Below are 22,951 nucleotides of genomic sequence, written 5' to 3'. Positions count from 1 at the left end.
ATGGTTGATACTCAACAGAACACTCGCAAACGTATTCGCATCGGGGATCTGCTGGTTGCCCAGCAGATGATCACCGACGACCAGCTCTCCCACGCGTTGGAAGAGCAAAAGCAGAGCGGCCGGAAGCTGGGGAACACCCTGGTGGATCTCGGGTACGTGGACGAGAATGCACTGCTCAACCTGCTGTCCGATCAGTTGAATATTCCCTTCGTCGAGCTGCGTCAGTTCCGGTTTGACCAGGAGTTGATCCGGCGCTTGCCGGAAACCAGTGCTCGTCGTTATCGGGTGCTTCCGCTGCGGGAAGATCCCGACGGTCTGCTGTTGGGGATGGCCGACCCCACGGATATTTTCTGTCTGGATGAACTGACCCGCCAGCTCGATCAGACGATCAAACCGGCGGTGGTCCGCGAGTCCGAGCTGCTGGATGTGCTCGATATCGCCTACAGTCAGGCGAGTGAAATTGCCTCGCTGGCCGAAGAACTGGATGAAGAGCTGGAAAGCTCCGCGATCGATTTGACGGATTTCGCCGCCGAGGCGACCGACAGCGATGCGCCGGTGGTCAAGCTGTTGCAGAAAATTTTTGAAGAGGCGATCACCGCCAAAGCGTCGGACATTCACATCGAGCCGGATGAAACCGTATTGCGGATTCGCAACCGCATCGACGGCGTGTTGCTCGAGCAGGTGATGAACGAAAAGCGCATTGCCCCGGCCCTGGTGGTGCGTCTGAAACTGATGTCCGGGCTGGATATTTCCGAGAAGCGCAAACCCCAGGACGGGCGCTTCAATCTGAAGGTGAAAGGCCGCAATATTGACGTGCGTCTGTCCACCATGCCGGTGCAATTTGGCGAGTCGGTGGTGATGCGTCTGCTTGACCACACTGATGGCGTACTGCCTCTCGGCAAGGTCGGCATGCCCCCCGCGCTGGTCGACCGGTTTCGTAAAATCATTGCTCGCCCTCACGGGTTGGTCTTGGTCACTGGTCCGACCGGCAGTGGTAAAACCACGACGCTGTACGGCGCGCTCTCGGAGCTCAACAAGCCCGAGAAGAAGATCATTACCGTGGAAGATCCGGTGGAGTACCGTTTGCCACGTATCAACCAGGTGCAATTGCACGAGCGTATCGGCCTGACCTTTGGCAGTGTGCTTCGGGCGTCACTGCGCCAGGACCCGGACATTCTGCTGGTGGGGGAGATCCGCGATGCGGAATCCGCCGAAATTGCCCTGCGCGCGGCCATGACCGGTCACCTGGTATTGTCCACCCTGCACACCAACGATGCCCTGACCTCCGCGCTGCGTCTGATTGATATGGGCGTCGATGCCTACCTGGTGGCCACGGCACTCAAGGCGATTGTGGCCCAACGCCTGTTGCGCCGCATTTGTACCAGTTGCATTCAGGATCACGAGCCGGATGCCAACGAACGCCAACTGCTGGCGGCCATCGCGAAGGGGCGCGATCTCAGCCAGGTGCAGTTTAAACAGGGGGCGGGCTGCCCCCATTGCCACAATACCGGCTACCGGGGTCGGGTCGGGGTTTTCGAATTGTTGGAAGTCAATGGTGCCATGGCTGAAGCGCTGCGGGACAACAGCCTGAATGCGTTTACCCGAGCGGCCCAGCAGAGCCCCAACTATCGCCCCCTCAGTCACAGCGCACTCGACTATGCGATTGAGGGCATCTCCACCCTCGAAGAAGTCATGAAAGTCTCAGCACAGATCGAAGATGAGGCAGAGCTGATCTGATGGCCCTCTACCAGTTCAAAGGCCGCAACGCCGAAGGTCGCCCCGTATCCGGCCAACTGGAAGGCCCCAGCCCCGACGCCGTCGCTGGCCAACTGGCCGGGCGCGGGGTGACGCCCATTGCCATCGAGCCCTATGAACACCGCCCCAGTTGGTCTGAGCGCTGGCAGGAGTGGCGCCACAGTGGGCAGGTAGAAACTGTTGACCTGATCATGTTCTGCCGACAGATGTACACCATTACCCGGGCGGGCGTGCCTCTGGTACGCGGCATTCGCGGCCTGGCCGCCAACCTGCGCCATGTGACCTTTCGCAATACCCTGGAGGACATTGCCGACCGTCTGGAATCCGGTTTGGAATTATCAGTAGCGATGCGTCACCACCCGAACGTGTTTAACAACCTGTTTATCAGCGTGGTGAGTGTGGGGGAAGGCAGTGGCTCTCTGGAGAGCGCCTTCAAGCAGTTGAGTGAGTATCTGGAGCGGGACCAGGAAACCATCAAGAGCATCAAGGCGGCGCTGCGCTATCCCAGCTTTGTATTGATCGCCCTGGCCATCGCCATCATGGTCATCAACGTGAAGGTGATTCCCGCCTTTGCCAATATGTTTTCCCAGTTTGGCGCGGACCTGCCGTTGCCAACCCGCATTCTGGTGGGTGTGTCCGATTTCTTTGTCGCTTTCTGGCCCTATCTGCTGTTTGTCGCCGTGGGCAGTTTTTACGGGTTTCGTCGGTATATCAAAACCGATAAGGGGGCCCGAGTCTGGGGCCGCAAAAAACTTGGCCTGATTGTGATCGGCGACATTATCGAACGGGCCTCCATGGCCCGCTATGCGCGTTCGTTCAGCGTGATGTTGCGGGCCGGTCTGCCTGTCAACCAGGCGCTGGATCTCTGTGCCCGGGCCATTGATAACCCCTGGCTGGGTGACAAGATCCGTGAGATTCGGGCCGGTGTGGAGCGCGGTGAAGGGCTGTTTCAGACCCATATGACCAGCGGCATGTTTACGCCACTGGTGCTGCAGATGATCGCCGTGGGGGAGGAGAGCGGCCAGGTGGACCAACTGCTCTCGGAAGTGGCCGAGTTCTATGAGCGGGAGGTGGATTACGATACCAAGCGTCTGAGTGATCGTATTGAACCGATCATGGTGGTCATTATGGCAAGTTTTGTCCTGATTCTCGCCCTGGGCATCTTCCTGCCCATGTGGGAAATGTACAACATTCAGCAGTGAGCCTATGAGCCGGAAATCCCAGCGGGTGTTTGAATGGTTGTTGATCGCCACGTTGATCGGCATCGTACTGGTGTTCGCTTTGGGTCTGTATGGCCGCATGGCCGGAGATGTGCAGCGGCTGAGTTTTGAGCTGGCAGCCCAGAACTTCAAAACGGCGGTGTCCGGAGTGCGGGCTCACTGGTTTATTCAGCGGGCACAAGGTGAGACAGAGCGGGATGTGGTCGTATTCAGCGAGCTGCCGACGATGCCTGTGGGGCTGGAAGATGCTTCGGACATCAGGGTCTACCTGAACCCTCAGGGCTGGCCGGTGAACACCCGGTCCCGGCGCGAGGCCGCAGACGGGCGTCTTGACCCCGAGGAGTGTCTGGATCTTTGGCGGGCGTTTCTGCATCAGGCACCGCCTGTCAGCCTGGAGGGGGCTTTGGCGCCCAATGCGGTCTTCGGGGTGGCCAAGGTGGGCGAGGGGCGGGAAAGCGCCTGTCGCTACCGTCAATTGGTTGGCGACAGTGGTCGTCGATATTTTGACTATCTTCCGTTTGATGGCCGGGTTTTGCTCAGCTCGTCACTGGAATGACGATTTTTATCGGTTTAAGTGTTGGCATGGAAGTTGAATTCACCTATATTAGGTGAAAACATGCGCCAAGTGCGGAGTTCGGCGCCAGCAGTGGTTTTTACAGGTTTTACAATAACTCATGACCTTTAATGGAGTTCTCTTATGAAACAACAATCCGGTTTTACTCTGATTGAGCTGATTGCGGTAATCGTTATTTTGGGCATTATCGCCGCCGTGGCAGTGCCCCGGTTTGTGGATTTGTCGGATGCGGCTCGTGAAGCGGCTGTTGATGGAGTCGCGGGCAACCTGGCGAGTGCCAGTGCATTGAACTATGCTGCAGCGGTCGCGACTGATGCGGGAATACAGGATGCGCCAACTCCTGTCACGATTGAGAACTGTACCGATGCGGCCGGTCTGTTGGAGGGGGGAGCGCTACCCGCAAACTATGAGATCGAGTCCTTGGCGGTTGGTGATGGTGCAAACGTAACGTGTACCGTTCACTCTCCCAATGTGGCTAATACTGAGGCCGAGGCGGACTTCACCGTTTACGGCGTTGCGGCTCCATAATCGAGTAGGCGCGGAGATAACTGAGTGGGCCGCTTTAAAGGTTTCACTCTAGTTGAGCTGATTGCAGTCATTACTGTTTTGGCAGTTTTGGCTGCATTTTCGCTTCCCAAGCTGATTGATTTCTCATCGTCCGCGAAGAGGGTGGCAGCAGAGGAGTTGGCAGCGACTTTGTCGACCGCTAGCTCTTCCAATTTGGCTACCTTTATTTTGAGGGAAGAGTATCCAGCGGCTATTTCCCAATCGGCCTTCCCAATGAACGCCTGCAGGAATGCCCGTTTTCTGTTGGTAAGCGGATTGCCAGCAGGCTATCGGATTGAAGCGGCCGGGTCCGGCGATGGCACGGTATCGCATATGGCTACTGTTCAGTGCGACGTTGTCGATGAATCCGACAACGCTATCCGCGCCAGCTTTACGCTTCACGGAATCAACCCAAGCAGCTCCTAACGTCCTCTGCAACAGGTCCGACCATGCCCTCAGCGCGCGCAATGTACAATGGCCGGAAGTCATCGGGTTTCAGCCTGATCGAGCTGATCGCGGTGATCATCCTGCTGGGCATTATCAGCGTGGTGGCAGTGCCCCGCTTTTATAGCACCGACGCCGCCGCCATCCAATCCGCTCGCGACCAGGTCCTGTCCGCCTTCTTTACCGCGCAACAACTGGCCATGGCCCGTGCCAGCACGAGCAATTCCATCCAAGTAAATGTTGTCCAGTCCAGTCTGAATGTGACGGAAAACGGCACTTCCGTGGTTGCCACCGGAGGAACCTTTCCGCTGACGCTGCCCGAAGGGGTAACCATTACGGCCGGAACGGGCACCTACTCCTTTGATAAATTGGGCCGGACCGATCCAGGACAGATTGTGGTGGCCCGCGGTTCGACGTCGGCCACCGTACGTGTGGAGGCCAGCGGCTATGCCTATACGCCCTGAGTTGCGTCGTCAGCGCGGTGTTACCCTGATTGAGCTGATCGTCTTTATCACCGTGATTGCACTGGCGCTCGGGGCGTTGCTGGGCGTCTATCGATATTCGGTGATCAACAGCGTGGACCCGCTGGTGCGGGTGCGGCTGCTCGAATCCACCCAGTCCCGACTGGATGTGGTGCTGGCACAGCCCTACGATGCCAATACGCCGCCCGGCGGAGTGCCGGCCTGCGATAGTCAGGCCCCGCCGGGTCGACCCTCGCCGCCGGTCTGTGCCGATGCGGGTGGTGTCAGCAGCTTTGATGGTGACACCGATTCACCGTATCCTGGATACAACCGTACCGTCGCGGTTGAATTTGCGGGGAGTGAGTTGGGGCTGACCAACAACCGCTGGGCCAAGCGGATTACCGTGACCACCACCGCGCCCAGCGGCGAATCACTCACCCTCTCAGCCTACAGGACAAACTTCTGATGTGCCGGTGCCGGTCACGACAAGCCGGGTTTTCCCTGGTGGAATTGATCACGGTCATCGTGGTGCTTGCGCTGGTGGCCACCATCGGCACCGGCTTTATCGTCAGTGCCACAGATAGCTATCGGCAAACCCAGGCCCGGGCGGCACTGGTCAATACCGCCCGACAGGCGCTGGAGCGGATGACCCGCCAGATTCGCGGTGCCATGCCCTACAGCGTGCGGATTACCAATGATGGCGACTGTGTGGAGTTTATGCCGGTGGCGGGTGGCGGTATCTACCGTGAGCCGGTACCCGATGCGGCCAATGGCGCGCCCCCTCACACCGCGATCCAGACCGCGCCGCACTCGGTGGACTTTGGCACCGCGGATTACCTCAGTATCGGTGCGATGGACAGCGGCGAGCTGTATGGTGGTAGCCCGGTGTCGCTGGCGCCGGTCAACAGCCGCACTACCACAGAGGTGACATTCCCCAGCCGGACCTGGCAGCGCAATTCCATTGGGCGGCGCTTTTTCCTGCTCAATCAACCCCAGGCCTTCTGCCTGTTTGGTGGTCAACTGCGTTTTTATCCCGCGCAGGATCGTACGGCGGCAAACGTTGATCCTGGCAGTGACTTTGATCTGTTGGCCCGCAACGCTCAGGCCTCGGGCAGTCCCTTCGTATTGTCTGCCGCGAGTGATAGTCGCAATGTGTTGTTGCAGATGAACGTCGCCTTCAGCGAGGGCGGTGAAACCATGATTTTTGAGCAGGAGGTATTGATTCGCAATGTCCCCTGATCTTTTTCAACATCGTGCTATGCGGAAGCAGGACGGCTTTCTGTTGCCGGTTGCGCTGTTTATTATCGTCGTGATGGGCTTCGCCTCCCTGGCGTTATGGCGTACTACAAGCCAAAGCGGTATTGCCAGTGTTCAGGAGGTGGTTACCGTGCAGGCGCTGTACGCAGCAGAAAGCGCGGTTCAGCGGGGCCTGAGTGAATTGTTCTACCCCAATGCCAACGCTCGCCCCCCGGTTGATAATCGCTGCGCTTCACTGAATACCAGTATCGACTTCTCCGGTATCAACGGTCTTAACCTGTGCACGGCACAAGTTCAGTGTGAGCTGGCGGAGCCGGGCTTGTACAACCTTTCCGCCAGCAGTCAATGCGGCAGTGGTCCCACGCGAGCAGTGCGCTCTCTGACGGTTCAGGCGAGGTTTTGATGGGACGCTTCTTCAGTTTCAACACTCGGTTCGCCTGTTTCCAATTTTCGTGCGTCTTAGCACGCTTTCTTCTTTTCATTGGGAGTTTGCTGTTCTCTCCGCTGGCCTGGTCCGTCGCCTGTGACGCGGTATTCACTAACGGAGTTCAAAGTCACTCTTCAACTGGGAGTGTCAATGCAGGTTACCAGGCTGAAATTAACGGTGGCGGTGGTCTTATCTCTACACCAGAACTGATACAGCAGTCCTCGCCGGGGCAAGCTATTTGCGACTCGGGTACGTGCCAGGCAACGGGTTATCCGAGTACCCCGAGCTCCGTTGCTGTTCTTCAAAGCAACGGTAGCTCGGGCTCTGTCACGGCTTCAGGGGGCAATACGAACATTAATGCTGGTCAGTATGTAAATATAACCGTTCCCCAACGGGTGAGAGCTACCTTCAACAGTGAAGGTGGTGAATATCGAATGCGAGCCTTGTCCACTGGTTATCAATCCGAAGTCCGCTTTCGGTCCGGGGATTATTGGATTACTGGTGATATGACGCTTGGTCAGGAAACCGAGGTTACCAAGCAAGGTGGAAACTCGGACCCGGTCCGGATATTTGTCGACGGTGATGTTGTACTTGGTTATGACATGGTTACGTCTGGGTTCAGTCCAGGACAGCTTTTTATCTACGCAAAGGGTTCGATCACTGTCAGACAGTTCTCCGCCATCACAGGATTTTTATATGCTGATGGGCTAATAACAACCGAATATCAAGTGGTTATTAACGGGGCCTTATCTGCGGAAGAGGTACAGCTTGCTCAAGAGACTATCGTCAGTTATCCAAGTGCCATAGCACCTGACCTGGACTATACGCCGTTTTGCGATCCTACGGGTGGCACTCCTGCGACCTTAATCGCGGATTGGCGGATGGACGAAGCTGGTTGGAGCGGTACCGCAGGTGAGGTGATCGACAGCAGTGGCAATGGCAATAACGCGACAGCGCAAAACGGCGCTGATACGGCCGATGTTGCTCCGGCGCTTTCAGGCGATCCGGGTACTTGCGGATATGGGGAGTTTGATGGAGTAGATGATTATCTGAGTGTGCCGGGTTTATCCGGAACCCTCAATCGCACCGCCAGCATGGCGTTCTGGATTAAAACCACACAAACCGGCAACTCGACGGCCTGGTCCTCCCCGGCTGTGGCTGGTATAGAGGAGAACGGGGGCGCCGACGATATTTTCTGGGGTTGGTTGAATCCGCAGGGGCGGATTGGCTTGACGGTGGGAAATAATAACACAACGGTTTCGAATGCTCAGGTGAGTACAGGAAACTGGACACATGTGGCGCTTACGCGAAATCACGAAAGTGGTGAGTATCAGATTTTCATCAATGGCGCGTTGGACAGCAGAGGAACCACCGGAACAGGCATTATTGGCAACGGCTTCTCGAGCATTGGTCGAGTAGAAAACACCAGCAGTAGCGTGGCGTTAAATTATCTTCAAGCGCAGCTTGATGAGGTCCGTATTTACGAAGGAGTGCTGACAGAGTCTGAAGTGCAGGCGATTTTTCAGGCCAGACACCCTTGCAGCCAGAGTATTTGTCCGACCGGAACGCCGGTGCCTGGGCTCTTTGGCGAGTTCTATAACAACATGAATCTGGCGGGCGCACCTGAGGGCACCCGCGTTGATGGCCCGGTGGACTTCGATTGGGGACTGGGCGGTCCTGGGGTAGCCGGGGTGGGCGACGATGAGTTCTCGGTACGCTGGAGCGGACGGTTACACATCACGCAAACAGGCGGCTATCGTTTTCAGACCCGGTCTGATGATGGTGTTCGCCTTCGCGTAGACGGTGATCTGGTCATCGATGAGTGGGCTCCTCAGCCAGCAACCAACGATACCAGTGGTGTTGTGAACCTGGAAGCAGGGCAGAGCTACGATATTGAGCTGGAATATTTCGAGGAATTTATCGATTCTGAAATCCGGCTGCGCTGGGACGCGCCTGGCGCTACGAGCGGCTTTGTGCCGATTCCTATCGGTAACGCAAATGGCACCGCCACCGGTCTCTATCATTGCCCCGGTAACCGAGTCGACTCCTACACCCTGGTGCACGCCAATAACGGTGTGACCTGTGAAGCCTTACCGGTAGTGATTACCGCCAGGGACAGCGCTGGCAATGCGGTTGTGCCCGCCGCGGGCACAGTAGTGGACTTGCTGGCCGATCCGGTGCCGGATTCGGGAGATACTGCCTGGGTTGGTGATGGCACTTATGTTTTTTCAGGCTCGGAGAACAACTTTACCGCCTTTCTGCGTCAACTCAGCCCGGCTGAGGTGGGGTTGTCGGTGACCGATGGCACAGCTTCCGGCAGCTCCGGCCCGGTGAACTTTGCTGATACCGGGCTGGTGTTTTACGGGGATCGCTCCGGTGGGCCTCTGCCCAATCAGGTGGCCGGCACCGAAGACCTCAATCCGGTCATTCGTGCGGTGCGCACCGATGATGAAACCGGCTCCTGCGAGGCGCGAGTGGACAACCAGACCCGTACGGTGCAGCTGGGCTATGAGTGTATCAACCCCGGCAGTTGCCGTGCGGGCCAAACCCTTAGCCTGGCATCAACCTTCATTCAGGCGAACAATGCCGGTGCAGGTCCGGCCTACTCGCCCGTCTCTCTCGGCTTTGATGACGAAGGCTACGCGGACATTCCGCTGGAGTACTCCGACGTGGGTGATATTCGCCTCTGGGCACAGTTGAGTTTGCCAGAAGAGGGCGAGCAACCGGCGGTGGACCTGGTCGGTCAGAGTAATCGCTTTATCGTCAAACCCCACACCTTGGTCGTGACCGACGTGCAGGGCGCTGCGGGGCAATCCAATCCCGGCGGTACGGGGTCCGGAGCTGGTTTCGTGGCGTCGGGAGAGCCGTTCTCAGTGCGGGTCGAAGCCCGGAATAGCAATGGCGCACTGACTCCCAACTTCGGCAATGAATCGCCAGCACAGAGCGTCCGTCTTGAACTGAGTGAATTGGTTTACCCCTCGGGCGGCAGCCTCGGAAACCTGGGCGGTGCAGGGAGTCTGACTCGCGAAGATAACGGCGTAGCGCTTGGCGATGGGGTGAGCTGGGATAATGTGGGCACCATTACTCTGGAACCCCGCTTGGTCGGTGACGATTATCTCGGTGTGGGCGACTTGGTGGAAGTGACCGAAAGTGATCCCGTGGGCCGGTTTTATCCATACGACTATACGCTGAATGGAAGCACCGTCAGCGATGCCTGCGGATCCTTCAGCTATATGCATCAGGCTGCGATCGACCTGTCCTATACCGTCAGTGCCCGCAACCTGAATGGCGCTGTGGTAAGCAACTACGACGATACCACTCTGGCGTATGCGGGCACCGCGAACCCTGGCTACGTCGCCGAAAACGATGACGCCGCCAATGGCAGCGAATTAAGCGGGAGGGTTCAGGCGGAGAACGAGGCCGGCTGGAGCGGCGGGGTACTTACAGTAACTGATTCTAGCGCCGCTTTTCTAAGAGCATCCAATACACTCCCGGATGGTCCCAGGGCGGACTTGCAATGGGGTTTGACCCTGATGGATTCACTGGATGGCCGTCCAATGGTAGACCTGGACATGAATGCCAACACCAGCGGTGACTGCGCAGCAGCGGGAAACTGCAGCGCAGTCGCTCTGGGTGATCCGCTCAACCTGCGCTTTGGCCGGCTCCGTTTGAATGATGCCTTTGGCCCCGAAGTCGTTGACCTGCCAGTGCCTTTTTATACCGAATACTGGAACGGTTCAGAATTTGTCCGCAACGTCGATGACAGCTGCACCCGCATCCCCCGGGAAGCGATAACCTATCAGCCGACCGGCAATCTGGTGGACGACAGTAACCGCACGGTTCCTGTTGGCGGCGGCAGCACCACGGGTCAATACGCCAGTCTCGACGGGGTGGGGGTCAACTTCAGTAGCAGTGATTCCGATCACTACTTCACCGCACCGGGGGAGGGCAATACCGGTTCGTTCGATATCGAGCTTGACCTGACCAACCGCCCTTGGCTGCGCTTCGACTGGAATCAGGACGGTGATTTTCTGAACGATATTCAGATGCCGCCGGCGAACATCGGTTTTGGTTCTTACCGGGGGCACGATCGAATCATTTATTGGCGAGAGGTTCTGGAGTAGGGCGTGCTGAGCTTTAAGGTTTTCGGTGGATGACGCGCTTCGCGCTCCGAGACGTCGGACCGATCCACCCTACGGGTGCTGAAGTTCAAATGTGGCACCGAGGTATCAGCGAGGAACACCTATTGCAGACTCTCGGAGGCATGGATGCCGACGAGAAGCCCCCAAGGATGGGTTCACGGCGGGTCTGCAATAGGTGTTCCTCGCTGATACCGGAGCGTGACGAATGCACCGATAAGGCTTTGTAAGTGATACTACATGGGTATCCTACGGTTGGTCCTCTTCCAGACGGATATCAATCGCCAACTGATCCGCAATGGAATCCAGATCATCGTGTAGCTCGTCCATATCCACCGACTCCGGAACCTCAATTACTCCGTTGGCCTGAAACAGTGGCTCGCCGGACCAGGGCATACTGGAATAATCGGTTTCCAACTCGCCCATATTGATGCTGCGCTCGGCGAACGCCTGGGCGATTTCCAACACGATACCGGCTCGATCCGGCCCCGCCACGGTAAAGCGGAAGGCGCGGAAGGGCGCGCGCTCGGTGGCTTGTGCGGATTCCACCACCAGCTTCAGCCCCTGTCCGCCCAGCGCCTGCAGGGCGGCGGTCAAGGGTTCGCGCTGCGCTTCGGGCACCGCAACCTGTACAATACCCGCAAACTTGCCGGCCAGGTGCGATAGGCGACTTTCCAGCCAATTGCCCTCGTGCTGCTGGATAATCTGCGCCAGTCGCTCCACAATGCCCGGCTTGTCGTCACTGATCAGCGTCAAAATCAAATAGTGTTGCATCGTTGTCATCCACTTCAGAGTTGTTATGCCACCATTGTGGCGCAACCCCGGAAAAAAGTCATTGTGAAGCCATGATCATTCCCCATCAGCAAGTATCCGCCGACGCCCTGCGAGGCCTTATTGAAGAGTTCATCACGCGTGAGGGCACCGACTACGGCTGGGAGGAAACCAGCCTGGAGCGAAAGGTACAGCAGGTACAAGCCCAGATTGAGCGGGGCGATGTGGTGATCGTGTTCGACCCCGCCACCGAAACCGTCAGCCTGCTTCCGGAGCGGGATGCCCGGGAGCTCGGGGATGACTGATTGGCTGAAAAATACCCCGCCGAACCCGTCGGCCCGCTTGCTGCTGGCCCACGGGGCGGGCGCGCCCATGGACAGTGACTTCATGAACGCCATGGCCGAGGGGCTCTGTGCCCGGGGCGTTGACGTCTGGCGGTTTGAGTTTCCCTATATGGCCGAGCGGCGGACCGCGGGCAAAAAAAAACCGCCCAACCGACAGCCCGAACTGTTGGAAAGCTGGCGAATGGCTATTGCGTCGGCGCAAGCAACGGCGCTTCCCCTACTGGTGGGCGGCAAGTCCTTGGGAGGACGGATGGCCAGCCTGGTGGCGCATGAGCCCGGGGTCTCGGGGCTGGTTTGCCTGGGCTACCCCTTTCATCCGGTGGGTAAGCCGGACAAGACCCGTCTGGGGCCCTTACAGGCGGTTCAGGTAACGACCCTGATAGTGCAGGGTACTCGCGATGCGCTGGGTAATCGGGACGAGGTCCGGGCTTATGATCTACCGGCGACCCTGAACTGGCTCTGGCTGGACGATGGTGACCACGACTTCAAACCGCGAGTGAAGTCCGGGTTCCGTCAGCAACAACATTGGCAGTCGGCGATCGAAGGTATCGTCGACTGGATCGATCAACACTGGGGAGATCGCCCGTGAACCATCTGTTTTTACACTGTCGGCCCGGTTTTGAAAAAGAGTGCGCGGCAGAAATCCAGGAGCTGGCGACCGCCGCCGGTGTGTACGGGTTTATCAAAACCCGCGAAGGGCAGGCCTATGTGATCTACGTGACCCATGAGCCCGACGGTGCGCAGAGGCTGGTGGGGCAACTGCATTTTATGGATCTGGTGTTTGCCCGGCAGTGGTTCGTGACCACTGCGCCGCTGGCCAACCTGCCCCCGGGGGATCGGGTCGGGCCGCTGGTGGAAGCGGCCCAGGCGCTTCCCGCCGCCCGCTCCCTGGTAGTGGAAACACCCGATACCAATGAGGGTAAAGAGCTGTCGACGCTCGGTAAAAAGCTGACCTCACCCTTGATGGCCGCCCTGAAAAAGCAGCGCCTGGTGGACCCCAAGAGCCGTTGGCACTGGCATCTGCTGGTACTGTCCGGCCAGTGTATGTACCTCGGCGTCAGCCCGGTGGACAACCGCGCCGCCTGGCCCATGGGAATTCCCCGCCTGCGTCAGCCCAGAGAGGCCCCGAGCCGGGCCACGTTGAAATTGGAAGAAGCCTGGCATCACTTCATCCCAGAGTACGAGTGGGATGTTCGCCTCGCCGGCGGGCTTAGAGCGGTGGATCTCGGGGCGGCGCCGGGGGGCTGGACCTGGCAATTGGTGCGCCGGGGCATGTTTGTCGATGCGGTGGACAATGGCCCCATGGCGGAGTCACTGATGGAGTCCGGCCAAGTCACTCATCATCGGGAAGACGGTTTTGTCTATCAGCCGAAAAAGTCGGTGGATTGGCTGGTCTGTGATATTGCCGACAAGCCGGCACGGGTGGCGAATATGATTGCGCTCTGGGTCAGCCAGGGTTGGTGTCGGGAGGCGGTATTCAATCTGAAGCTGCCCATGAAGCAGCGCTATGCCGAAGTGGCGCGCTTGCGGGAGCGAATCGAGCAGCAGTGTGAAGCGGCGGGGCTGGATGTGGCGCTGGCGTTCAAGCAGCTGTATCACGACCGCGAAGAAGTGACCGGCCACATCATGCGGTTGCGCTGATTGTGCGCCTTGCTAGACGGGATTCTTGTCCAGCAAGGTGATTTTTTCAAAGTCCGCGAGCGTCGGATTTAGCTGGTTCATGACCTCGTGACGCTCGTCGCTGTAATACCAGCGTTTCCAGTCGTGCAGGGAGCGCCACTTGGACAGCAGGTAGTGGTGGTTGGGCCGCTGCAAGTCCCGCAGGGTTTCACCGCTGAGAAATCCTTCGGCCTGATAAGCGGATTTGAGCGCTTTGCGCGCGGCCATTTCGTAGGTACTTTCCATTCCGTCGGCAATGTGGCGTTCAACGAGCACGTAGATCATGAATGATTCCGGCTAATGAAAATAAAGGCGTTAAAAGCGCTATTCTAGCGCCCGCGCCCGGGAATGCAAAGCGCGCGTCAATGCCACTGGCTGGGCGGACTTTCGTTGCGCTGCAGAATCCACTCCGCCAGCGCGACCCATTCATCCAGCAGCTCATGCAATAACGCGACGCGCTCGGGGTGGCGTTGATGGTCGTGCAACGCCTGTTGCCCCAGAGCCGTCAGCGCTGCGAGTATTTCTCCAACCGTTTGCGCGTGGAGGTTGCTGAGCAATTGGCGATTGAGTGCGGCGCTGGTGATTTCTGCGGTGGTTGGGGCCGGCGCTGAGGGGAGAGACCTCAACGCCTGCTGTATGGCTTGCGCAAGATTCGGGTTATCATGGCGCAGTAGATGAGAGGTGATGGCCAGAGCAGTGGGCGTTAAAGCACTATGTGCAGTATGGCGATTGGGTGACGGCATAAAGACTACCCCTGTAAAACTCGACGCCTCGGTTCGCTGAAACAGCGCTTCGCTCCTGCGGGCGGATCTCCTACTTCAAGTCTAGCAACGAAGTATGTGCTTTACCGGCAAAAGCCGAAAATTTCGTCTTGATGATAACGGGAAGGGTCGATGTCTGATCACAAAGAACGTCCGGGGACCATTCACAAAGCGTTGGACGCCCGGGGCCTGGTATGCCCGGAACCGGTCATGTTGTTGCATCGGGCGGTGCGTGAGGTCGCGGCGGGTGAGGTGATCGAGATGATTGCCACCGATCCATCCACGGAGCGGGACGTGCCCAAGTTCTGTCTGTTTCTCGGGCACGAGTTGGTGCTGGAAGAAAGCGAAGGGGAAGAGTACCGGTATTACATCCGCAAGAGTGGCTGACTCAGGTAGGTCGGGTTAGCGCGCCAGCGCGTAACCCGACAAGATCCACTCAAGTCGTCTTGAATCAATACCCATCAACCAACAACGAAATTGCCGCCAAAGCCTCCGGATCTTCCGCCTTGATCTTGTTGGCGATCTGGTGCTGGAAAAAGTACCGGAATTGATCGCTCTGCTGGGCCGGATACAGGCAGGCATCGCCCGGCAGGACCGGGGTGCTCACGATCTTGTTCATGTCGGTGAGCATGCCGTAAATGCTGCCGTCATGCTGCAGACGCCAGCTGATGACTTCAACCAGGTTCAGTTTGTTGGTTTCTTCGGTGGCGAGCACTGCGTGGGTGCCAATGGTATCCGGCAACTCCTGAACGACATCGTCGTCGTTCTCACATTGGAGCTCGTAATACTCCGCCGCCGTTTCCAGTTCGACCACCTTGTGGATGGGGGCGTCGAAGAAGACATCATCAATGCCCGGATCGTAATACCCTTCCCACTGGCCGTTGAGCGGGTCGCAGATGTCCGGGCAAGCCACGATATCATTGAGCCAGGGCACCAGACCCACCACCTCGCCATTGGCGCGCAGACCCCAGCACAGGATTTTCAGGCTGAACAGACGATCGTCGCTGGTATCGTTGGAATACAGCATTTCCAGGCCGTCCAATTCCGGGGCCAGGCGGACAAAGCGCTGATCGTGCAGCTCGGAGAGAGACTTTCCTGTGAAGAGATCAACCACATTTTCCGTGTTGTGGCGCGACTGTGAGGTCTTCATAATACACCTCCCGGCTGAGGCTGGGGCTAACGACGCTAGCCCAGGAGACACCGATGGTGAAAGACTGGTTCCCGAGCACAGCTCGAGCCTTTTTCATAACCATCTGTCACTAAAGTATAGGTTATAACCCGAAAGCACAACACCTAGTAGTAAAAATCTTTCCGCACACCAGAGCCTGCAGGCCCGAGTGTGCCTGAGGAGTTGCATGTTGACCGATGTTGGCGACACCAGCCGGCACGATTGCCGAGATTTGATTCAGCTGTTCGACCAGACCTTCAGTGAAAGCCACGCCACGCGCCTCTGTGGCGGTGCCGAGGAGCCCCTGTACGCCCCCGGCGAGCCGCACCGCATCTGGTTTACGCGCAATTACTACGCCAGCGCGCTGCACGAGGTGGCGCACTGGTGTGTCGCCGGTCCGGCACGCCGTCTGAAAGAGGATTATGGCTATTGGTACGCGCCGGATGGCCGTACGGAGGCCCAGCAGGCGGAGTTCGAGCGGGTGGAGGTGCGCCCCCAGGCCCTGGAGTGGTTGTTCTCCCGAGCGGCGGGCTGGCGTTTTCGTCCCAGCGCCGACAACCTGGCGGCGGGGCTCGGCCCGAGCGATTCGTTCAAGCGCGCGATTCATCAGCAGGTGCAGCGTTTCTGCCGGGAGGGCGTCAGCCGCCGGGTCCATGCCTTTCTGGCGGCATTGGTCGCCTTCTATGGCACCGCCGAGAATGTCGAGTCCCTGTTGGTTGAAACCCGGTTTGCCTGGGAGGATGTGGCATGACGCCGTCCCCGATCTGCCTGGTTGACGCTTCAATCTACATTTTCCGGTATTATTTCTCCCTGCCCGACAACTGGTCGAGCCGGGAGCACGGTTACGGCACGGGTGCCGTGTACGGCTACAGCACCTTTCTGATGCGGCTGATCGAACAGACCCGCCCGACCCACCTCGCCGCCTGTTACGACGAGAGCCTGGGTCAGTGCTTCCGCAACGACCTCTACCCGGACTACAAAGCCAGCCGGGCCCACCCGGATGAGGCCCTGGCGTTTCAGTTGGCCGCCTGCCGACGTTTTGGCGAAATTCTGGGGATCGCCAGCTTCGCCAGCCAGACCCACGAGGCGGATGATCTGATCGGCTCCCTGGCCCGAACCATGCGCGCCAGCCCCCGGCCACTGGCAATCCTGACCCGGGACAAGGACCTTGGCCAGCTGTTGTGTCGGCCCCAGGATTATCTGTGGGACCACGGGGCGGATCAGCGATCTTACGCGCCGGATGTTGAACGAAAACTCGGCGTCCGGCCGGATCAGTTGGTGGATTACTTGGCGTTGGTGGGGGACAGTATCGACGATATCCCGGGTGTTCCGGGGGTAGGCCCCAAGACAGCGAGCGCGCTGTTGGCTCATTTTGGTAATCTGGATGAGCTGTGGGCGAACCGGGAGACCGTCGCAACCTTGCCCATCCGGGGGGCGAAGTCTCTGGCGGCGAAGTTGGAGGCGAACTGGGAGCAGGTGGAGATTTCCCGCCAGTTGGCCAAAATTGTGGACGATCTGCCGTTAGACGTTACGCTCTCAGATCTGACCTTCGGGCCGGTCGATTGGTGGGCAATGGAGGAATTCGCCGACGAAATGGGCTTTGGGGAAGGGTTTCTGGCTCGGGCTCGACGGGTACTCGAAGATTTCTGACCAAACTCCGCGTAGGGCGGGTAAGCGAAGCGCACCCGCCGTTTATGGGTACTCTGCATTGTTTTACTGGGGACCGGATTTAGGTGGTTTTGGTACTTCGCATAGTTGTGCTGCGGGAGGGTAGGAGTTAACTGCACGGGCGCTGGAGATAGTGCGTTTTTAAAGGTCGCTATCTCCACCAAAGTCAACTCTCGCTACGGCGGAGGTTGGGCATACCCCTGTGAGACCATTACCCGCCTGGACGGCGGGTAATGAGCCTACATGGATGTATTCACGGCGTGTCTCACAGGGGTATGCCCAACCGCAGCGGTACAATCCGAAGTGCCAGATACCGCCCAATATTGGTGATCAACAAACAACTGGATTATTGAATGCGAATCGTAGCTGATGAAAACATCCCCCTGGTCAATGAATGCTTTGGGGAAATGGGGGAGGTTGTTCGCCTGCCCGGGCGGGATATGACCAATGCCGACCTGCAAGGTGCCGACGCGCTGCTTGTGCGTTCGGTTACCCAAGTCAACGAAACCCTGCTCCACAACACCCCCGTGCGGTTTGTGGGCACTTGCACCATTGGCGTCGATCACCTCGATATCGACTACCTGGAGCGGCAGGGTATCACCTGGTCCAGCGCGCCCGGGTGTAATGCCAACTCCGTGGTTGAGTACGTCTATGCGGCGCTGGCGCACCTGGATGTTGACTGGCTCGGCAAGCGCGTTGGCATTATCGGGTGCGGTAATGTCGGCGGGAGGCTTTACCAGCGCCTGAAAGCCCAGGGGGTGGAGTGTCGAGTGTACGACCCGTTTCTCTCCACTGAACAGATTCCCGACCTGACCTCGCTAGAGACCGTGTTCGAAAGTGATGTGGTGTGCATGCACACCCCCTTGACCCGGTCCGGTTCACACCCGAGTTTTCACCTTATTGGCACCGAAGAGCTCAAGCAACTGCGCCCGGGGGCGGTGCTGCTCAATGCTGGCCGGGGTGCAGTCATCGACAATCAGGCGCTGCTTGCCCACCTGGAGGCCGGAGCGGACCTGCGGGTGGTGCTGGATGTATGGGAGCCGGAGCCGGATATCTCCCGCCCCTTGTTGGCACGGGTCGAGCTGGGTAGCCCCCATATTGCCGGGTACAGCTACGACGGCAAGATGCAGGGCACTTTCATGATTTACGAGGCCCTTTGCCGTCACTTGGGCCGCGCGCCGGATAAAGTGTTGGATGCCTTGCGTCCGGCGGTGGCGGACCCGGAGCGGACGCTGGCGGGAGGTGATGTCTGGTCGGCGTTGAAAACGCTGATTCCCCAAGTGTACGCCATCGCCGAGGATGACCAGCGCCTGCGGGCGTTGGCGGACCGGGCGGAGCGTGGTGAGGCGGATTTCGCCAAGGGGTTTGATCAGCTGCGCAAGCAGTATCCCAAGCGGCGGGAGTTCAATAATTATCGGGTGTCGGAGGCATCAGATGAGGCGCGAGCGCGGTTGAACGAGCTCGGTTTCAAGTAGGGGACCCCTGTGGTACCGAGCTTGGGTTGCGGCGGATGCGCTTCGCTCCGAGGCGTCGGACCGATCCTCCCTACGCAAGCTATGGAGCCAGATGTAGGGCGGCATAAGCGCGAAGCGCGCATCCGCCGTAACCGACGACGACCGTGCCGCATCCGCCGTAAAACGCATTACGGATGATGCCGCGACTGCCGAAACAACTCCAGCATCACCTGCTCAATCGCCGTCGACGAGCCGTGCTTGAGCACATCCCGCAATAACTGTACCCCATTGTCGGCGCGGGCCGCGGCCTGCACACCATCGCTGGGGTTGGTATCTGAGTCGGGCGCGTCCGAGTCGTGGGGCAGGGCCTCAAAGCCCACCACATCGTGTACCGGCAGGGGGCTCGCCAAAAGGGTGAAGCCTCGCTGGGTCAACACCGCCTGATCAATGGCTTCCTGGCGCACCAGCGTTTCGTAACGCAGGTAGCCGGTCTGGGCCAGCCAGAGCATGGTGGACAGGCAGCTCTGGTGGCGTGGGCTGTGCAGGCCAAACTCATCCGGCGTATCTGGCCCGGCAATGTCTTCCACAAACAGCATGGTCGGGCGAGGGAACTGGTTGTACAGCTGAACCAGAATCCGCGCCGCATCTTTGTAGAAGTCCGCGATGTGAATATCCGCCATAACGTCTGCTGCCTTCCCTGAGTGCTACTGAGAATAATGTTCCAGAAATCGGCCCAGGCGCTGAATGGCCTTGGTCAGATCGTCCTCCCGGGGCAGGAACACAATGCGCAGGTGGTCCCGGTCCGGCCAGTTGAATGCCGTGCCTTGAACCAGTAGCACCTTCTCCTGAATCAGGAAGTCCAGCACCATCTGCTGGTCGTCCTTGATCTTGTAGCGGTTCAGGTCCAGCTTCGGGAACAGGTAGAGCGCGCCCTTGGGCTTGACGCAGCTCATACCGGGAATTTCGTCAATGGCCTTCATGGCCGCATCGCGCTGATCCCGCAGGCGCCCGCCCGGAATGATCAATTCGTTGATGCTCTGGTAGCCACCCAGTGCGGTCTGCACAGCGTACATGGCAGGCACATTGGCGCACAGGCGCATGGAGGACAGCATCTCCAGGCCCTCGATATACCCTTTGGCCTTGTGCTTTGCACCGCTGACGGTCATCCAGCCGGAGCGGAAACCGGCCAGGCGATAACATTTGGACAGGCCGTTAAAACTCACACACAAGACATCCTGAGCCAAACGTGCCAAGGGTACGAACTCGGCGTCGTCGTACAGAATCTTGCTGTAGATTTCATCGGCGTAAATGATCAGGTTGTGCTCCCGGGCGAGCTGCACAATCTGCTCGAGTACGTCCTGGCTGTACACCGCCCCGGTAGGGTTGTTGGGGTTGATTACCACTATGCCGCGAGTTCGGTCGGTAATCTTGCTGGCGATATCGGCGACGTCCGGGAACCAGTCGGACTGTTCATCGCACAGGTAGTGCACGGCTTTGCCACCGGCCAGGTTGACGGCGGCGGTCCACAGCGGGTAATCGGGGGCCGGTACGAGTACCTCATCACCATTGTTGAGCAACGCCTGCATGGCCATCACGATCAATTCGCTGACGCCGTTGCCCAGGAAAATGTCGTCGATATCGATGTTGGGAATGTCCAGCCGCTGGCTTTCCTGCATGATCGCCTTGCGCGCGGCGAACAGCCCGCGGGATTCGGTGTAACCTTCCGCATTGGGCAGGTTGTAGATGACGTCCTGGATGATTTCATCGGGCGCGGCAAAGCCGAACGGTGCCGGGTTGCCGATGTTCAGCTTGAGGATTCGGTGGCCTTCTTCTTCCAGCCGGTTGGCGTGCTCGAGAACCGGGCCGCGAATGTCGTAGCAGACCCCTTCGAGCTTGGTGGATTTATTGACGGTGCGCATCTACAGTATCTTGTCCATGGGGGCGGGTGAAAAGTAAACTCTACGGTGGTTTAGACCGTACTATGACTGAATCATCCCGTCTCTTCCCAGCCCCTGTCAAGGAGCAGTCTTCATGAGTGACCTGAAAAATCGTAGCGAAGCCGAGTGGCGTGAGCAGTTGTCGCCGGAGCAATATAGAATCTGTCGGGAAAAAGGCACTGAGCCCCCGTTTACCGGTGAGTACTGGGATGTGTTCACGGAGGGTACCTATCGGTGTCGCGCTTGCGGTGAGCCGTTATTCGATTCAGATACCAAATTTGACGCCCATTGCGGTTGGCCGAGTTTCTACGCGCCCAAAACCGAAGAGGTGATCGAGGAGGCTTTTGATGGCAGCCACGGCATGCGTCGTACCGAGGTAATGTGTAAGAACTGCGGGAGTCACTTGGGGCACGTGTTCCCCGATGGCCCGGCGCCCACGGGTTTGCGCTACTGCATCAATTCGGCCTCCATCAAGCTAGATGAGGGGCAATAATCTGAAATGGGGCAGGGGCGGATCAATCGTACAGCTGTTTCTTTTTCCAGTCGCTTTCCTGTTCGAACTCTTCCCACTCTTTCTTTTCTTCCGGCGCGGGGCCTTCTTTGGTGGGCGAGGCGCCGGCGTCGGATTGTTGTTCCAACTGACTTTCCAGCTTCTTGATGATGCCGTTGATCTGGGCCAGTTGCTTCTGGAAGCCCTGTCCGCCTTTTTCCTGGGTCAGCATCTTGCGCGCAAGGTTATAGTAGTGGATGGCCAACCTGGGTTTACCGGCGGCCTGGGCCTGTCGGGCGGAGACCGCATGGGCATCCACGGAGACCAGCAGCGCCAGGCGCTTGACCTGGTCCTTATAGGTTTGTCCCTGAGCCTGACCGATATTGCCGCGTTCGGTCTGGTGGGCAATAAAGCGGTACAGCTCCTGTAGAAGCCGCTTGATCTCGACGGCTTGCTCAGCGGAGGCCGGACGAGGGCGCTCGGACGGGGTGCGGTGTTTGAGCGCTTCGAGCTCGCCGGAGTAGAAGGTGAAGTCCTCCATGTGCCCCGGCTCCCGAGGTTCCAGGCGGCTGAGTTGTTCGCAGGCATCGAGCAGGGCGCGATAAATGATCAGGGTCAGGTCTTTGGTCAGTAGGCCCTCGGGGAACCCGGAAACCATGTATTTGAAATTGCGCTGACGATGCTTGAGGGCAGTCAGTAGGCGTTGGCGTCGTTTTTTGCGTTTTTCCAGCGTCTGGGCAATGAAGGCGTACCCCACCAGCACAATGAGCAAGGCGAAAATAATGCTGGCAATTATTAAAGAGGACATAGGCCGCCGCTGTTATTGATTCGAAGTTTATCGGGTCGAATGGGGAATTTGGCGTAAAAACGGCAGTATAGCACTAATGATCGGGAGGGCTGAAAGAGGGGCGTCGCTAAGTGGTTGTTTTCCCGGTCGAATAATTCGAAAAAAGTGTTGACAGGTGCCGGTCCGCTCCCTAGAATGCGCTCCACTTTCTGAGGGTAATGCCACGGCATACAGCGCTCAGGGAGGTCCGGGTCCCCTTCGTCTAGAGGCCTAGGACACCGCCCTTTCACGGCGGTAACAGGGGTTCGAGTCCCCTAGGGGACGCCATTTTACGCAATGTGGCGGGAATAGCTCAGTTGGTAGAGCACAACCTTGCCAAGGTTGGGGTCGCGAGTTCGAGTCTCGTTTCCCGCTCCAAATCTTCAAAGAAAGCTGACTTCGGTCGGCTTTTTTTGTGTCTGGCCGTTGGGCACAGGAATCCGCCCGGGAAACGAGTCTCGTTTCACGAGCCACATTGTGCTGTCCTGCGGACAGCCCCTTCGGGCAGCCTTCGGCTGTGCAAACCGGCTTCCTGCCGGTTTGTCACTCGGCGCATTATGTTGTCCTGCGGACGGCCCCTGCGGGCGGCTTCGCCGTGCCAAAGCGCTCCCGGCGCTTTGGTCCCGCTCCAATGTGCCAAATTCCACCGGCGTGCCCTACATGGCGCCAAATTCCGCGGCGTTCACGGTTTGCGTAGGGCGGGTAAGGCCAAAGGCCGCACCCGCCGTCACTGAGTTGCTACCCCGTGTGTCGGGTTGATCCCGTAGACCCCGTAGGTCGGGTTAGCGCCCAGCGCGTAACCCGACACAAACCGCCGGGCGACCGCCCTCGTTAAAAAGACGGTTACATCCGAATCTGCTAAACTACGCGGCTTCCCGTGCCCGCTGGCACCCTGGCCGACTAATGCAGGCCAAACACCTTGGCCCGTTCGTGCTCATAGGAGAACTCCCGGCCCTCGGCAATGGCTTCGTGGCGGCGTTCGTCCAGAAGCTGGTACTTGGCGATCTCTTCATCCGGCATGTAATGCAGGCAGTCGCCGCCGAAGTACCA

The 22,951-nt window shown here is 58.6% G+C and carries 26 protein-coding genes and 2 tRNA genes; 20 read left to right on the top strand and 8 right to left on the bottom strand.

The features are described from left to right. The 10 genes from B3187_RS05865 (at position 1) to B3187_RS05820 (ending at position 10,808) form a co-directional block, all read left to right on the top strand. On the top strand, positions 1–1,737 hold the full coding sequence (locus B3187_RS05865; RefSeq protein WP_286805081.1) for a GspE/PulE family protein: 1,737 nt from the start codon (positions 1–3) through the stop codon (positions 1,735–1,737). Next, positions 1,737–2,957, top strand: a complete 1,221-nt coding sequence (locus B3187_RS05860) for a type II secretion system F family protein (protein ID WP_286805078.1) — start codon at positions 1,737–1,739, stop codon at positions 2,955–2,957. Before B3187_RS05865 ends, B3187_RS05860 begins: the two co-directional genes overlap by 1 nt. 4 nt (positions 2,958–2,961) lie before the next feature. Beyond that, positions 2,962–3,531: a hypothetical protein gene (locus tag B3187_RS05855; RefSeq protein WP_286805076.1), complete on the top strand. Its 570-nt coding sequence runs from the start codon at positions 2,962–2,964 to the stop codon at positions 3,529–3,531. A 141-nt stretch (positions 3,532–3,672) separates the two neighbouring features. Continuing rightward, a complete protein-coding gene (locus B3187_RS05850; protein ID WP_286805075.1) occupies positions 3,673–4,077 on the top strand; it encodes a type II secretion system protein in 405 nt (134 codons plus the stop codon). 24 nt (positions 4,078–4,101) lie between these two features. Beyond that, the gene (locus tag B3187_RS05845) at positions 4,102–4,521 is read left to right on the top strand and encodes a type IV pilin protein (RefSeq protein ID WP_286805073.1); all 420 of its coding nucleotides are present in this window, start codon (positions 4,102–4,104) and stop codon (positions 4,519–4,521) included. Between the two features lie 23 nt (positions 4,522–4,544). Further along, a complete protein-coding gene (locus B3187_RS05840) occupies positions 4,545–5,003 on the top strand; it encodes a pilus assembly FimT family protein (RefSeq protein ID WP_286805071.1) in 459 nt (152 codons plus the stop codon). Continuing rightward, complete coding sequence (locus B3187_RS05835; RefSeq protein ID WP_286805069.1) at positions 4,987–5,466, top strand: prepilin-type N-terminal cleavage/methylation domain-containing protein; 480 nt, start codon at positions 4,987–4,989, stop codon at positions 5,464–5,466. The genes B3187_RS05840 and B3187_RS05835 overlap by 17 nt, the downstream gene beginning before the upstream one ends. Beyond that, entirely contained in the window at positions 5,466–6,239 is a 774-nt protein-coding gene (locus B3187_RS05830; protein ID WP_286876205.1) for a PulJ/GspJ family protein, read from the top strand. Before B3187_RS05835 ends, B3187_RS05830 begins: the two co-directional genes overlap by 1 nt. A gap of 19 nt (positions 6,240–6,258) precedes the next feature. Next, positions 6,259–6,660 carry a hypothetical protein gene (locus B3187_RS05825; protein ID WP_286805067.1) on the top strand — a complete coding sequence of 134 codons (402 nt, stop codon included), beginning with the start codon at positions 6,259–6,261 and terminating at the stop codon, positions 6,658–6,660. Continuing rightward, positions 6,660–10,808, top strand: coding sequence for a DUF6701 domain-containing protein (locus B3187_RS05820; protein WP_286805117.1), 4,149 nt, complete (start codon positions 6,660–6,662; stop codon positions 10,806–10,808). Before B3187_RS05825 ends, B3187_RS05820 begins: the two co-directional genes overlap by 1 nt. A gap of 264 nt (positions 10,809–11,072) precedes the next feature. Here the strand turns inward: B3187_RS05820 and B3187_RS05815 are convergent, their stop codons facing one another. After that, complete coding sequence (locus B3187_RS05815) at positions 11,073–11,597, bottom strand: glycine cleavage system protein R (RefSeq protein WP_024460661.1); 525 nt, start codon at positions 11,595–11,597, stop codon at positions 11,073–11,075. Positions 11,598–11,668: 71 nt separating this feature from the next. Between B3187_RS05815 and B3187_RS05810 the strand changes: the two genes are divergently transcribed. From B3187_RS05810 to rlmM, 3 genes are read left to right on the top strand one after another with little or no spacing between them, the layout of a single operon-like run. Then, positions 11,669–11,899 (top strand): YheU family protein, encoded by a 231-nt coding sequence (locus tag B3187_RS05810; RefSeq protein ID WP_286805064.1) that lies wholly within the window; start codon positions 11,669–11,671, stop codon positions 11,897–11,899. After that, on the top strand, positions 11,892–12,527 hold the full coding sequence (locus tag B3187_RS05805; RefSeq protein ID WP_286805063.1) for an alpha/beta family hydrolase: 636 nt from the start codon (positions 11,892–11,894) through the stop codon (positions 12,525–12,527). Before B3187_RS05810 ends, B3187_RS05805 begins: the two co-directional genes overlap by 8 nt. Continuing rightward, on the top strand, positions 12,524–13,579 hold the full coding sequence (gene rlmM / locus B3187_RS05800) for a 23S rRNA (cytidine(2498)-2'-O)-methyltransferase RlmM (RefSeq protein WP_123637757.1): 1,056 nt from the start codon (positions 12,524–12,526) through the stop codon (positions 13,577–13,579). The genes B3187_RS05805 and rlmM overlap by 4 nt, the downstream gene beginning before the upstream one ends. A gap of 12 nt (positions 13,580–13,591) precedes the next feature. On the opposite strand, the gene B3187_RS05795 is transcribed toward rlmM, so the two are convergent. Together B3187_RS05795 and B3187_RS05790 are read right to left on the bottom strand one after the other, a co-directional pair. Continuing rightward, on the bottom strand, positions 13,592–13,882 hold the full coding sequence (locus tag B3187_RS05795) for an antibiotic biosynthesis monooxygenase family protein (protein ID WP_123637756.1): 291 nt from the start codon (positions 13,880–13,882) through the stop codon (positions 13,592–13,594). 77 nt (positions 13,883–13,959) lie between these two features. Continuing rightward, positions 13,960–14,340 carry a hypothetical protein gene (locus tag B3187_RS05790; protein WP_123637755.1) on the bottom strand — a complete coding sequence of 127 codons (381 nt, stop codon included), beginning with the start codon at positions 14,338–14,340 and terminating at the stop codon, positions 13,960–13,962. A 150-nt stretch (positions 14,341–14,490) separates the two neighbouring features. Between B3187_RS05790 and tusA the strand changes: the two genes are divergently transcribed. Beyond that, positions 14,491–14,745, top strand: coding sequence for a sulfurtransferase TusA (gene tusA / locus B3187_RS05785; protein WP_123637754.1), 255 nt, complete (start codon positions 14,491–14,493; stop codon positions 14,743–14,745). 64 nt (positions 14,746–14,809) lie between these two features. Here tusA and B3187_RS05780 read toward each other — a convergent pair whose 3' ends face one another. After that, the gene (locus tag B3187_RS05780; RefSeq protein WP_024460654.1) at positions 14,810–15,508 is read right to left on the bottom strand and encodes a hypothetical protein; all 699 of its coding nucleotides are present in this window, start codon (positions 15,506–15,508) and stop codon (positions 14,810–14,812) included. 205 nt (positions 15,509–15,713) lie between these two features. Between B3187_RS05780 and B3187_RS05775 the strand changes: the two genes are divergently transcribed. From B3187_RS05775 to B3187_RS05765, 3 genes are all read left to right on the top strand, one after another. Beyond that, positions 15,714–16,277 (top strand): elongation factor P hydroxylase, encoded by a 564-nt coding sequence (locus tag B3187_RS05775; protein WP_286805061.1) that lies wholly within the window; start codon positions 15,714–15,716, stop codon positions 16,275–16,277. Then, positions 16,274–17,176, top strand: a complete 903-nt coding sequence (locus tag B3187_RS05770) for a 5'-3' exonuclease (protein ID WP_286805059.1) — start codon at positions 16,274–16,276, stop codon at positions 17,174–17,176. Before B3187_RS05775 ends, B3187_RS05770 begins: the two co-directional genes overlap by 4 nt. 371 nt (positions 17,177–17,547) lie before the next feature. After that, complete coding sequence (locus B3187_RS05765; RefSeq protein ID WP_286805058.1) at positions 17,548–18,669, top strand: 4-phosphoerythronate dehydrogenase; 1,122 nt, start codon at positions 17,548–17,550, stop codon at positions 18,667–18,669. A gap of 167 nt (positions 18,670–18,836) precedes the next feature. Here the strand turns inward: B3187_RS05765 and B3187_RS05760 are convergent, their stop codons facing one another. Both B3187_RS05760 and B3187_RS05755 read right to left on the bottom strand, forming a co-directional pair. Continuing rightward, entirely contained in the window at positions 18,837–19,328 is a 492-nt protein-coding gene (locus tag B3187_RS05760) for a hypothetical protein (protein ID WP_286805057.1), read from the bottom strand. A 24-nt stretch (positions 19,329–19,352) separates the two neighbouring features. Continuing rightward, positions 19,353–20,567, bottom strand: a complete 1,215-nt coding sequence (locus tag B3187_RS05755; protein WP_024460649.1) for a pyridoxal phosphate-dependent aminotransferase — start codon at positions 20,565–20,567, stop codon at positions 19,353–19,355. 112 nt (positions 20,568–20,679) lie between these two features. Between B3187_RS05755 and msrB the strand changes: the two genes are divergently transcribed. After that, on the top strand, positions 20,680–21,078 hold the full coding sequence (gene msrB, locus B3187_RS05750) for a peptide-methionine (R)-S-oxide reductase MsrB (protein WP_286805054.1): 399 nt from the start codon (positions 20,680–20,682) through the stop codon (positions 21,076–21,078). 22 nt (positions 21,079–21,100) lie between these two features. Here msrB and B3187_RS05745 read toward each other — a convergent pair whose 3' ends face one another. Next, on the bottom strand, positions 21,101–21,883 hold the full coding sequence (locus B3187_RS05745; protein WP_286805053.1) for a hypothetical protein: 783 nt from the start codon (positions 21,881–21,883) through the stop codon (positions 21,101–21,103). A gap of 230 nt (positions 21,884–22,113) precedes the next feature. Between B3187_RS05745 and B3187_RS05740 the strand changes: the two genes are divergently transcribed. Both B3187_RS05740 and B3187_RS05735 read left to right on the top strand, forming a co-directional pair. Then, positions 22,114–22,189, top strand: a tRNA-Glu gene (locus B3187_RS05740). Between the two features lie 14 nt (positions 22,190–22,203). Then, a tRNA-Gly gene (locus B3187_RS05735) sits at positions 22,204–22,279 on the top strand. Between the two features lie 522 nt (positions 22,280–22,801). On the opposite strand, the gene B3187_RS17540 is transcribed toward B3187_RS05735, so the two are convergent. Then, positions 22,802–22,951: PA2817 family protein (locus B3187_RS17540; RefSeq protein ID WP_414673681.1), on the bottom strand; the 150-nt coding region annotated here is incomplete at its 5' end.

The sequence above is a fragment of the Marinimicrobium sp. UBA4209 genome (assembly GCF_002381585.1).
Classification (GTDB): Bacteria; Pseudomonadota; Gammaproteobacteria; order Pseudomonadales; family Cellvibrionaceae; genus Marinimicrobium; species Marinimicrobium koreense.
The sequence above is the reverse complement of the archived record's forward strand: the minus strand, read 5'-3'. Positions and strand labels throughout refer to the sequence as shown.